The following is an 11714-nucleotide window of genomic DNA, read 5'->3' on the forward strand; positions in this document are numbered from 1 at the left end:
ATAATTGAGTCTCACTGCTTGCTCTTGAAACGATTAAAGATGAAGGCTGTGCTTAAATCAAGTATAGCTAGGGGTTCATTTTCTAAGATTAAATTTACTATACCGTTTTGAACGATAAAAAAAGAGCGCGAGTATGGCGCTCTTAGGTAGGCTTATTTATGGGTGATAGCTTATCTTTCTGTGCCTATATATCACGCTCGATATACATCTCGCATAAGGTTATCAATGCAATGTACAACACGCATACTGGCGTCTTCCATTGAGTGCAGTTGTTTGACCATCTCAGGCAAATTACCTTTTTGTCTCGCATTGAGCGCCGCTTTTCCTGCCTCGTGTACCGCTTTATGTGGTGCATCTAATGCTTTGAAATTACTTAAATGCTGATAATTCTCGGCACCAAATCCTTTGAAATACCATTGCCCTAGGCGGCACTCAGTGTGTGAGTTCACATTGTGGTTATGCTGTGGTTTTTCAATTAATTGATAAACGCTACTTTTCCAGACTGCGTGGTCGAGCTTAGTGGTATTCAAGAATGACGCTGTGGCTGCGTTATGGATAACGTGCTGCATTTGTTTTGAGCGTTGCAGGACATCTTCAACGACTTGACCAATTTGGGTTGAGGAGGTGGCTACATCAACGGCACTACTTTGATTATTATGAACAATTTCTTTAATCTCAGCCGCTTGCGCGACGATTTGTTTCACGAGCTTTTCAATATGGCTACTGGCTTCATGGGCTTTGCTTGCAAGTTGGCGCACTTCATCGGCCACCACGGCAAACCCTCGTCCCGCTTCGCCTGCACGGGCGGCTTCAATGGCGGCATTCAATGCCAGCAAGTTTGTTTGTTCTGAAATTCCTTGAATTGCCGCGACAAATTGATTGATTGAAGAGGTCGTAGCATCGAGTTCTGTGACAGCTTTCATGCTGTTCGATGCTTGATCATTAATATAAGTTGCTCTAGTGCCTAAATTGGCAATGGCCACACGGGTTTGATCAAAAACTTGATTGAGTTCAGACAGTGATTCTTTTTCCGCAGAGAGTAATTCGGCACTGCTGGCTAAGCCTTCGCGCACGGCATTAAGCATATCTCCGCCTAGGTTTTGGCAGGCGATCACTTCAGTGTAGTGGTCTGCATTTTGGCGCGACTGTTGCTGCATAGTCTCATTTTCACGGATCATGCCACGCAGTTCATCTATTTCATTTTGGTGTTGGCGTTCTAGTTGGATGAGTCACTCTTTAAGCGCTTGGTTTTCAGCTTTGAGCTGGGAATTAAACCACATATAAAACCTCTCAAGTCGCTAGGACTATCACTATTGCTTATCGACTTACTGTGACTGGGCTCTGCGGTAAATACTGCAATGTTAATAAAAAGTAAAACGATTCAGGTATGGAAATATTAACTGATCTTTAAGCTTTATTCTTAATTTTTTTAAGGTTATTGAAGCTTTTATGCCTTGTCATAAATGGGTTAGTACTATCGAATGATAAGTGAACCACGCTAAGGTTAACTTAGCTTGGTTCACTTTGAGGTCTTAGGCCTATGGCCTATGGCATAGGTAAGTCGAGCACCACTGTGGCTATGCTGAAATACACGAGTACACCTATGATATCGGCGATGGAGGTGATGAGTGGCGCACTAGCGGCTGCAGGGTCCATCTTTAACTTGCTCAGTAAGAAAGGCAGAGACATACCAATCAAGCTGCCAATAATCACCACAATTTGCATTGTGAGTGCCACAACCAGCGCGATTTCAGGTCCGCCGCGCCAAAATCCGAGCAAGGACACTGCCGCCGCCATGCTGGCTCCTAATAATCCGGCGACAAATAACTCGCGCCCTAGCATAGATAACCAATCCTTGAGAACCACTTCCCCTGTGGCTAAGCCACGTACCATTAAGGTCGCCGATTGTGATCCCGCATTACCGCCGCTATCGATCAGCAGAGGTAGGAAGAAGACTAAAGAGACATAACTGGCAATCGTGTCTTCGAAGAAGGCGATACCGGCCCCTGAGAAGATATTACCAAAGACCAAAATCACCAGCCAAACCACGCGCTTGCGGTAGAGTAAGCCTATGCTGGCGGTCTTAAGGTTATGGTCAATATTGCCGATGGCCGCAGTTTTTGTGAACTCAAGATCCGCCTGTGAGCTGGCGATATCCATAGCATCATCATAGGTGACGATACCGACGAGCTGGCCTTTGCCATTGACTACTGGCAGCGCCATTAAGTCGTAATGGGCGATCATCTGCACCGCTTCTTCGCGAAAGGCATTGGCATCGAGCGCGACGGGGTCGGGTTTCATAAAGTCGACCACTCGCTCGTGCGGTTGCGCCAGCAATAACTGCCTTAAAGATACAGTTCCTATTAAGCGGCCTAACATATCCACCACATAGGTTTGATAAATCGTTTCTTTATCAGCCGCTTCAGTACGCAGAGTATCGATGGCTTCTGCCGCAGTATGGCGGCTATTGAGCAAGGTGTAATCCGAAGTCATGACCGCGCCGACTTTAGCTTTATCATAGGCGGCGAGGGTGCGCATATCTTCCCGTTTGGCCAATGCTAGCGCAGGTAAAATTGCCGCTTGCTGGGTTTCATCGAGCAGATTATAGAGGTCGGCACGTTCATCTGCTGCCATGTGAACCAGTAGCGCAGATAGCGTGGTTTTATCTAATTGCTGTACTAAGCTGGCTTGCAATTCATCGGTCAGATAGCGAAACAAATTGGCGCAAACCTTAGGTGAGGCCAGTTGCAATAATAGGACTTGTTGAGCTTGATTAAAGACGTTAAATACGGCTGCAATATCGGCAGGGTGGCGTTTTTCGGCTAATTCAGCCATGGCGCTGGCACTGCGTTGCTCGATAATCATTTGCAGGTTATGGATGATTTTTTTAGTGTTGTTTGTGCTGTTATTCATGTTCATAGTTCATTCTCTCAACGATCTAGTGACCAAAGTAAAAGGTGATGTCTGCGCCAAGTTGCAGCGCGTTGCCACGAAGGGCATTGCCTAAGCTCAATTCCAGCTGTAGCTGTTGTTGCGGCGAGTGTTGATAAGCGAACTGATAGGTAGTCTCGCTCAATTCTTTTTGATAAATCTCGGCTATCACGCGATGGTGACTACTGAGTTCATACGCCGCCGCGATACCCACAAGCAATTGGGTTGATTGATTAAACTCATGGGTAAAACCTACATTGGCATAGAGACTGACATCAGAATCGCCTAAGGTTTTGCCAAAAATGCCGAAGACTTCGGTGGCTAATTCGTTACTGGCATCGAGGTTTTTCTGCAAGTTAATCACCAGTGCGCTGTGCCAATCATCCTGTTGCTGCTCTGGATCTGAGTGGGAGTTTACGTTGAGTGGTAGCTTAATGCCGACCTCTGCTTGCTCCTCACGAATATCGTCATTGGCATTGGACGCTAATCCTAAATGCCATTCCCATTGATTGCGGCTGCAAGTCGTGGCCGCGTTTAATTGTGGGCGAGCATGATCCGACCTAGGTTGTTGCCAGCCCATTTCTAATTCACAGCGCTCCGCGAGGGCCGGATCATCTACTTCGAGATGGGATGCCGCCGCACTCATGCTGTAGTACAAGCTGATACTTGCACAGGATAAAGATCGCAAAATTGATGTGTTGTTTATGTAAGCCATATTTAGGCTCCTCAGATGTAAACCCATAGGTGTAAATCCATAGGGAAAACGAAGTCCACTGAGGCAAAAAACTTGCTTTGAGATGCAATAAATACACATAACTGAATCCCAGCAAAATGCTGGAATTGCTAAAGCGCAGCCATAGGCTCAGGCTTATTGTCTGTGATTGATATTTTGGGGGAGGCTGAGTGAAGAATGGTTCACACTACTACCCTGCTTAGCAGGTAGCAGCAAATATTGCGGGCTAGTGCTAGGCGTTAAATCCTGTCTTTTGGACAGGGCATCTACTGTCGCTTATGTGTGTGCCCACAGTGGGTCTCCGCAATGATTAAAGTCGCCACATTCTAAGGGACTGAAATGTAAAGTCAACCGCACATGTTGTTACATATGTTTTTGTTTGAATTTACACTTTGAGGAAAAGTTAATTTTATGATCATTCTTGGGCTTGCGTGATTTTGTTGGGAGTGCTGATGGTTTTGTGCACCAATCATTGTTGTGTAATTGTTTGTTTTTTGGCTGGTAGCGGTTGATTTTTGTTGTCGGATTTAACTGTGATATTGAATTGTGGTTTTTAACGGTATGACTTATCTCAGTAAGCTGTGTTTGAGTCGCCAGAGATGAGTTAACACTTTATCCATAATGGGGATTTGGTATTAGTGCACTTCGGGTATACCCTTGTCGTGCCTGCGGTGAGTCATTGTGCTCACTCAGATTAAGTCAGATTAAGTCAGATTAAGAGAGTTTGCTGTATTCAGATTTGGGGGGATTAAGCTGTGGCACACAATATCGATGAGTTGGAATCAATGGCTGCACCTATCGATCATAAGTGCACCGCGAATATCAAGATCGCCAGTATCAATCTGTTTAACTTTATTGAGCCGCCTTTGGCTTACTATGATTTTGAAAATATCTATAGCCATGGGCAATGGCAGAAAAAGTGTCAGTGGTTGAGTGAGTTTCTCGTACATCGCCAGCTCGATATTGTGGGATTTCAAGAAGTGTTTAGCCCTGAACCGCTCAAACGAATCGCCAGCGAGCAAGGTCTAGGGTATTTTGCGGTCGTTGATGAGCCAACTCTTATCAGTGATTACATTTATCGTAGCCCTGTGGTCGCGCTTGCCTCCCGTTATCCCATAGTGGAAATTAGCAGTGTCGAACCTGATGCGCGTTTAGTGGCTGCCATGGGATTATCGAGTGAATTTGCCTTTAGCCGTAAGGTGCTGCGCGCAACCGTTGAAGTGCCACACATCGGCAAGTGTGACTATTATGTGGTGCACTTTAAGTCAAAACGCGCCGGATTAGCACTTGAACCTAAGCTATTTGAACATCAACCTCTCGAACATCAGCCACTTGGGTTAGATAACTTGGCTCCCGCAGCGAGCATGAAACTGCATTCAGAAACCCAACTACTCACAGAGCAAGCCTTAGGCCGCTGGGCATCCACCATGCAGCGCGGCGCGGAAGCTGCGTTATTATTCAATGGCATATTGGTACGCAGGCAAGAGTCTAAACATCCCGTTATCGTGATGGGGGACTTTAATGACAGTCTGACAATGGGCGCCTTAGATGCGTTAACGATACAGGGTGAGAGCATTCACAGTAATGACATTAAAGCCGCTGGCCTTGGGCATTTATCTGATGCGGCGTTAGCGGCGGTGTTTGCTCAGTATCAACTTAAGGATGCCTATGAGTTATTTATTGAAGCGAACTTGAGGGACAGTTTGACTGGCAATACCGCTTACCATAGGGAACACAGAGCGGCGACCCATTACTATGGCCCTAAAGGTTCAGTGCTGGATTATATTTTGCTTTCGAGTGAGTTTGATGCGAGCCATGGCCGCAGTTTAGCGCAAGTCGTAGATTATCAGACCTGCGATAGACACTTAGTCAGACCTGAATATGAACGCGACGCCTACAGTACTGACCATGCGCCCGTCATTGTTGAGTTAGCGCTACGTAGCTAAGTTCTCGTGTTTACTGATTAATTCGTCTTATTTCAAATCATGTCAGTTGTCTTTACGGTTTTGTTAGCGTTGTTTCATTAACCATCCCTACATCATTTCGCATGAATATCATTCAGAATTAACCGTTAAAATAAGGTATGATCGGCCACCCGTGGATGATGGTAAATAAGCGCTTCGGCGTGTTCGGTACTCGCACTTAGGTGGCATTGGGTATATCATCCGTTTCCCATTTTTAGACAGCAGCCCTTTTTTAGTGGCGGCCCTATTTTTAAAGGCAACTATGGCTATCAGAATCAAACTTAAACCCGGCCGCGAGAAGTCACTCGAGCGTCGCCATCCTTGGGTATTTTCCAATGCTATTCATAACATTAAGGGAAAACCTGAAGCGGGTGAGACAGTCGATGTGGTCGCGCATGATGGTCATTGGTTAGGTCGTGGTGCTTGGTCGCCTGAGTCGCAAATTCAAGTGCGGATTTGGACTTTCGATCGCGAAGAGGAAATTGATCGCGCGTTTTTTGCCAGACGTTTACAGCGGGCGCAAATCGGCCGTAACGATTTAATCCGCGAGCAAGGCTTAACGGGTTACCGTTTAGTGGCTGCTGAGTCCGATGGTTTACCTGGGATCACCATCGACAGATATGCCAATGTGTTGGTGTGCCAGTTACTGAGCACAGGTGCTGATTTATGGCGCGATACCTTAGTCGAGCTATTGGCTGAGCAATATCCTGATTGCGCTATTTATGAGCGTTCCGATGTGGATTCCCGTAAGAAAGAAGGCCTGCTGCCTGTTACCGGTTTACTGCACGGCACTCTGCCTGAAATGCCGGTGATTATCGAAGAAAACGGCATCAAGATCGCCGTCGATGTGATTAAAGGCCATAAGACAGGTTTCTATCTCGATCAGCGTGATAACCGCGCCATTGCCGCCCGTTTTGTCAAAGATAAATCGGTATTGAACTGTTTTTGCTACACGGGGACTTTTGGTCTGTACGCTGCGAAAGCAGGCGCTGCCAGTATTGAAAACGTCGATGTGTCTTCTCTAGCCTTGGCGACAGCGCGCCTCAATATGCAAGTGAACGGTTTGAGTGATGACAATGTGCATTACAACGAAGCCGATGTGTTCAAGTTGTTGCGCCAATATCGTGATGAAGGCAAAACCTTTGATGTGATTGTGCTCGACCCGCCTAAGTTTGCCGATAACAAGGCACAGTTAAACGGGGCTTGCCGTGGTTATAAAGACATCAATATGATTGCATTGCAGTTGTTGAATCCGGGCGGCGTGTTATTGACCTTCTCTTGCTCAGGATTAATGCCTGCGGATCTGTTCCAAAAAATCGTGGCCGATGCCGCGCTCGATGCGAAACGTGAAATCCAGTTTATTGAACGCTTAAGCCAAGCGAGCGATCACCCTATCGGTAGCGCCTTCCCAGAAGGATTCTACTTAAAAGGTCTAGTTGCCAGAGCTTGGTAAGCCAGCGTTTGATATAAGCTGTCTGCGATGGGCAGCTGAGTCAGATAACATTGAACTATAAAAAAGAGCTATAAAAAGAACCATAAAAAGAACCATAAAAAATGCCAGCCCTTTGAAAAAGTGGCTGGCATTTTTACAGCGTATTTTTACAATCAGCAGCCTTGTGACTGCGATGGATTCTTTAAACGCAGAACTTATTTGGCGGTAAAGGTTTTTACGCCATCAGGGGTGCCAACGAGTAACACATCCGCACCGCGTTTGGCAAACAGACCGTTAGTCACTACACCGACTATCTCATTGATCTGACTTTCTAATTCTTTTGGATTAAGGATCTTAAGATTATACACATCGAGGATCACGTTGCCGTTATCGGTCACAACGCCTTCACGGTACACAGGATCGCCGCCAAGTTTAACGAGTTGACGCGCCACATAAGAGCGTGCCATCGGAATGACTTCTACGGGTAGTGGAAATTCGCCTAGTATGTTGACTTGCTTAGTGTTATCCACGATACAGATAAACTTCTCAGCCACAGCCGCGACAATTTTCTCGCGAGTTAATGCCGCGCCGCCACCTTTAATCATATCCATGCGGTCGTTGATTTCATCGGCACCGTCCACATAGACAGATAAACGATCGACGCTGTTTAAGTCATAAACGGGAATACCCAGCGCTTTCATTTTCTGAGTTGATGCCTCAGAGCTAGAGACTGCGCCTTCGATATCGGCTTTCATGGTCGCCAGTGCATCGATAAAGTGATTCACAGTCGAACCCGTACCAACACCAACAATGCTGTCTTTTTCAACGTACTTAAGTGCGGCCCAACCGGCAGCTTTTTTCATTTCATCTTGAGTCATGTTGACATCCTGTAACGGCAAATGAGTAAAAAATTCTGGGCTTAGTATACTCTTTTCCGATAAATAATGTGGCGCAATTCCACCGTGGGTGTGATCTAGATTGCAGGCATTTTCACATTAGCAAGCAGTCCCAATAACGTAAGTAACTTAAGCAGTTAAGTTGGAAAGCATTTCGCTATACGCAACTAATCTAACTAAGCTACTATGGCAAAAGCAGAATGGTTTATAGATGATTTGTAGAGGGATTTAGCATGGCAGGCGCGAGTTTATTAACCTTACTTGACGATATCGCATCAATTTTGGATGACGTAGCGGTAATGAGTAAAGTGGCGGCAAAGAAAACCGCGGGTGTACTGGGGGATGATTTAGCCCTCAATGCCCAGCAAGTGACGGGCGTAAGCGCCGATCGTGAATTACCCGTCGTGTGGGCGGTGGCTAAGGGATCATTCCGTAATAAGTTGATTTTAGTACCAGCAGCAATGCTTATCAGTGCTTTTATTCCCTGGGCTGTCACCCCTTTATTAATGTTTGGTGGACTGTTTTTATGTTACGAAGGGTTTGAAAAACTGCATCACAGTTATAGCCATAGAAAAGGCCAGCAACAACACGAAACCCAAGTAGAGAATGAGTTACCTGAGATTAAAGATTTCGCCGCCTACGAGGCCGAAAAAGTCAAAGGGGCGATTCGTACCGACTTTGTGTTATCGGCGGAAATTATTGCAATAACCCTTGGTATCGTGGCGGACAAATCCCTATCGACACAGTTTTTTACGTTAGCTGTCATTGGGATCGTCATGACCATAGGCGTGTATGGCTTAGTGGCGGCGATTGTGAAAATGGATGATGCGGGTTTGTACTTGAGTCAACGTGAAGGTGCCTCTGTATTAACTCAAATGAACCGTAAATTAGGTTTTGGTTTATTGAGCGCAGCTCCCGTATTAATGAAAAGTTTAACGATTATTGGCACGGCAGCCATGTTTATGGTGGGCGGTGGGATTTTAACTCATGGCCTACACCTAGTCGGCGAGCAAATCCACCATGCTGAACAAGCGGTTGCTGCCATTGGTGTTGTTGGGCCTGTGTTTGCTGTGCTGACGCCAAGTATTCTTAATGGCTTATTTGGTGTCGTTGCTGGCGCTGTTGCACTTATTGCGATGACAGGAATACAGAAATTGCGTAGTTAACTAGCTGCGCGCATCAACCATCAAGGATGAGCACGATGAAGTTAATGAAGTACTGTGTCTCCCCGAGTAAGTTGGCTTGGTTACGTAAAGAGTTTGGCAAAGATGCCGATGGATTAATAGCGGCAATGGATGCTGCTGGCACGGCTTATCTTGATAACCTCAATGCCTTGACCGAGCTGCAGAAAAGTGAGCAGGTATCGGCCAAGGCTGAAAATGCGATTAAAGCTAAAACTCAACTTCAAGCGCAGCGTCAGTGGGCATATTTGTGGCTGCAGCAACGTATCGCTTTGACTACACGTATTGATGATATTGAACTTGCAGCGTTAGCAGCTTTTGAATTTCAACATGTCCGCATCGAGGTAGTTGAGCCGTCGGAGTTCGATGCGGTTGTCGCGCGATTACAGGTTGAGCAAGTCTTAGGTTTTGATACTGAAACCCGTGCAAGCTTTGAGCGCGGCGTGCAACATCCCTTGAGTCTTATTCAAATCGCGACAGTGGATACCTGTTATTTATTTCAGCATGCCATTTTGGGTGAGCAATTCACCCAGTTAAAAGCCTTATTAGAAGATGAAACCATACTCAAAGTCGGGGTTGGTTTACGCAGTGATGCACACGCTCTCAGGCGACAATGGGGCATTAATGTCGCATCAACATTAGATTTAAATTGGGCACTGGCTCAACTTGGAGCGGAGAAGGAAATGGGGACGCGCCAGTTAGTTGCGGCGCTTTTGGGTGTTCGTATCGACAAACCTAAAAAAGTCACCTTATCGAATTGGCAGCTCGTGCCTTTATCCAGTGCGCAAATTCATTATGCCGCCGCCGATGCCTTGGCCGCACTCAAATGCTTCAACGCGTTAATCACTCAACTGACACCCTTTTATCATGCATCGAGTGCCGCAAAAGCCGCATTATTAATTCCTTCAAGTTTGATAATGCCATTGGCGAAATATTTTAAGGATGCAGAATGAAACACAAAACCCAAGATGCCGCAAAAGTTAAAATCATGTCATTACATTCGGATGCGAGCTCACAAGGCACCAGTACTTTAGGTTTGATTTACCGCGTACTTGGCATCTTACTTCTGTTAAGTGTTATCACTTTTGGGATTAATGCTTGGGCATAAATAGCGGTATTGCCAGCAGTCGAAAATAAAGGAGAACACTATGTTAGATGCTATTTGTGAACTCGAAACAGAGGATCATTTAATTGCGAGAACGACTTATAGTGTTTTTAAGTTTCAACAATTACCCGATGAGGATATCGAGCGTTTGCGGCAATGGTTAATTTGCCCCGCCTGCGGTGGTAAAGCATATTTCCGTAAAGCCTCAAAAGACGGTAAAGCCGCTTGTTTTGGCTCGCGATATCACCAAGCTGATTGCATTGAATTTAAACCTTCGGCACAAAAATCCCGTGAAGAACAAGATGCCCTCGAAGTGCAGCAACAGCTGGTGGATGCCGATGCGTTAATGATCGATTTTAGCCGTAAACCTCGTCGCCATACGCCTGCAAACAAAGTTTCGACAACACAGGCATTAAGCGGCAAGACTGAGCCAACGCCTAAATTGTCCTCTATGCCTGAGTCATCGAAAGCGTCTGTTGCATCGTCAGTGGATGATCGGATACAAGAGTCGAAAACAGGCTACCAAGTTAACACAGCTGGACATACCACTGAAAAACGAGTGCCCAGCCAAGGGCTCGAAAAATTACTCCACAGTTTATTGCGCGGTACAGATTTGGCGAAATCGGATCTCCGGGTATACACAGACGCTGAGCGAAAATACCGTTGGCGGGCGAAGAACCTGTTTGTCAATTTTGCCGATGCGGACCCAAGCGACAATAAACCCCACATGTATTGGGGCACGATATCCCACACTGACCCGACGATGAGTTGGCTTAATCCTGCCGACAGCAAAGATATCGGCATTCCTATCGATGGGATAAAGCAACCATTATTAGCGCAATTTGAAATAGAAGATAAACGCTGCTTTGAAGGTGCGGGTTTGATTTTATTTGGTAAATGTTTTTGGAATAAAGAAAAGACCCGCAAAATTATTCAGCTATGGAATAACGATTTGCAGCGGATTTTTATCTCAAAGTTGGAAGATTAATTGGCTTTGGGGAGAGAAATTAAAAAGAGGGGAGAAAAGGGGCGATTCCCGACGCACAAAAGCGTTACAGCAAAAGTCCCTATCTATATCACGCTGATGAAAGCGCTTACTTGCCGCAGCACTTCTTGAATTTTTGACCGCTACCACAAACGCAAGGCTCGTTACGATTCGGTTTTTTCTCGAAAGTCGTGGTCTTAGGCTTATTTAATAAACCTTCTAATTCAACAATATCTTCAGCGACGTCGGCATTGACTTCGATATTGGCGAGCAGTTGGTGTTCGGCAACTATCGCGGCAACTTCGAGTTTACGCGCTTCGTCGGCAACAATTAATTGTAATGGTAATGCTTCTGTACCCGGTTTAGCGGCACGCTTAGTGTTGTAGCCATAGCTTTCGTGCTTCGGCTTAGGGGTTTTACGACCCTTGAAGAAAAATTTGTCAGACATGAGTGGTTCCGTCGAGCTGTGTATGAAATTGACGATGCT

The 11714-nt window shown here is 45.9% G+C and carries 11 protein-coding genes; 6 read left to right on the top strand and 5 right to left on the bottom strand.

The genetic code is table 11. The features are described from left to right. Positions 1 to 191 precede the first annotated feature (191 nt). The 3 genes from L5L94_RS05360 to L5L94_RS05370 form a co-directional block, all read right to left on the bottom strand. The gene (locus L5L94_RS05360) at positions 192 to 1226 is read right to left on the bottom strand and encodes a methyl-accepting chemotaxis protein (RefSeq protein ID WP_263161934.1); all 1035 of its coding nucleotides are present in this window, start codon (positions 1224 to 1226) and stop codon (positions 192 to 194) included. Between the two features lie 319 nt (positions 1227 to 1545). Then, the gene (gene mgtE, locus L5L94_RS05365) at positions 1546 to 2919 is read right to left on the bottom strand and encodes a magnesium transporter (RefSeq protein ID WP_105251666.1); all 1374 of its coding nucleotides are present in this window, start codon (positions 2917 to 2919) and stop codon (positions 1546 to 1548) included. Positions 2920 to 2938: 19 nt separating this feature from the next. Beyond that, positions 2939 to 3646 carry a hypothetical protein gene (locus tag L5L94_RS05370; protein ID WP_263161706.1) on the bottom strand — a complete coding sequence of 236 codons (708 nt, stop codon included), beginning with the start codon at positions 3644 to 3646 and terminating at the stop codon, positions 2939 to 2941. A gap of 773 nt (positions 3647 to 4419) precedes the next feature. Here L5L94_RS05370 and L5L94_RS05375 point away from each other — a divergent pair. After that, entirely contained in the window at positions 4420 to 5610 is a 1191-nt protein-coding gene (locus L5L94_RS05375) for an endonuclease/exonuclease/phosphatase family protein (protein ID WP_263161709.1), read from the top strand. Between the two features lie 280 nt (positions 5611 to 5890). Continuing rightward, positions 5891 to 7081: a class I SAM-dependent rRNA methyltransferase gene (locus L5L94_RS05380; protein WP_011788387.1), complete on the top strand. Its 1191-nt coding sequence runs from the start codon at positions 5891 to 5893 to the stop codon at positions 7079 to 7081. A 194-nt stretch (positions 7082 to 7275) separates the two neighbouring features. Here L5L94_RS05380 and rpiA read toward each other — a convergent pair whose 3' ends face one another. Continuing rightward, complete coding sequence (gene rpiA / locus L5L94_RS05385; protein WP_263140033.1) at positions 7276 to 7938, bottom strand: ribose-5-phosphate isomerase RpiA; 663 nt, start codon at positions 7936 to 7938, stop codon at positions 7276 to 7278. A gap of 251 nt (positions 7939 to 8189) precedes the next feature. On the opposite strand from rpiA, the gene L5L94_RS05390 reads away from it, so the two are divergent. The 4 genes from L5L94_RS05390 to L5L94_RS05405 are packed head-to-tail and all read left to right on the top strand — an operon-like array spanning position 8190 to position 11230. Further along, complete coding sequence (locus tag L5L94_RS05390) at positions 8190 to 9122, top strand: DUF808 domain-containing protein (protein WP_105251669.1); 933 nt, start codon at positions 8190 to 8192, stop codon at positions 9120 to 9122. Positions 9123 to 9157: 35 nt separating this feature from the next. After that, the gene (locus L5L94_RS05395) at positions 9158 to 10090 is read left to right on the top strand and encodes a 3'-5' exonuclease (RefSeq protein ID WP_263161712.1); all 933 of its coding nucleotides are present in this window, start codon (positions 9158 to 9160) and stop codon (positions 10088 to 10090) included. Further along, positions 10087 to 10245 (top strand): hypothetical protein, encoded by a 159-nt coding sequence (locus L5L94_RS05400; RefSeq protein ID WP_168822757.1) that lies wholly within the window; start codon positions 10087 to 10089, stop codon positions 10243 to 10245. Before L5L94_RS05395 ends, L5L94_RS05400 begins: the two co-directional genes overlap by 4 nt. Before the next feature lie 40 nt (positions 10246 to 10285). Next, on the top strand, positions 10286 to 11230 hold the full coding sequence (locus L5L94_RS05405) for a hypothetical protein (protein WP_263161714.1): 945 nt from the start codon (positions 10286 to 10288) through the stop codon (positions 11228 to 11230). Positions 11231 to 11336: 106 nt separating this feature from the next. On the opposite strand, the gene L5L94_RS05410 is transcribed toward L5L94_RS05405, so the two are convergent. Beyond that, positions 11337 to 11675, bottom strand: a complete 339-nt coding sequence (locus L5L94_RS05410; RefSeq protein WP_263149149.1) for a PBPRA1643 family SWIM/SEC-C metal-binding motif protein — start codon at positions 11673 to 11675, stop codon at positions 11337 to 11339. Positions 11676 to 11714: the final 39 nt, after the last annotated feature.

This window comes from Shewanella sp. SM21, assembly GCF_025654335.1.
GTDB classification, from domain to species: domain Bacteria; phylum Pseudomonadota; class Gammaproteobacteria; order Enterobacterales; family Shewanellaceae; genus Shewanella; species Shewanella oncorhynchi.

Coding starts and splice junctions, on each gene's coding strand:
- mgtE (WP_105251666.1), bottom strand. CDS start 2,919: ATGAACATGAATAACAGCACAAACAACACTAAAAAAATCATCCATAAC.
- L5L94_RS05370 (WP_263161706.1), bottom strand. CDS start 3,646: ATGGCTTACATAAACAACACATCAATTTTGCGATCTTTATCCTGTGCA.
- L5L94_RS05380 (WP_011788387.1), top strand. CDS start 5,891: ATGGCTATCAGAATCAAACTTAAACCCGGCCGCGAGAAGTCACTCGAG.
- rpiA (WP_263140033.1), bottom strand. CDS start 7,938: ATGACTCAAGATGAAATGAAAAAAGCTGCCGGTTGGGCCGCACTTAAG.
- L5L94_RS05390 (WP_105251669.1), top strand. CDS start 8,190: ATGGCAGGCGCGAGTTTATTAACCTTACTTGACGATATCGCATCAATT.
- L5L94_RS05395 (WP_263161712.1), top strand. CDS start 9,158: ATGAAGTTAATGAAGTACTGTGTCTCCCCGAGTAAGTTGGCTTGGTTA.
- L5L94_RS05400 (WP_168822757.1), top strand. CDS start 10,087: ATGAAACACAAAACCCAAGATGCCGCAAAAGTTAAAATCATGTCATTA.
- L5L94_RS05405 (WP_263161714.1), top strand. CDS start 10,286: ATGTTAGATGCTATTTGTGAACTCGAAACAGAGGATCATTTAATTGCG.
- L5L94_RS05410 (WP_263149149.1), bottom strand. CDS start 11,675: ATGTCTGACAAATTTTTCTTCAAGGGTCGTAAAACCCCTAAGCCGAAG.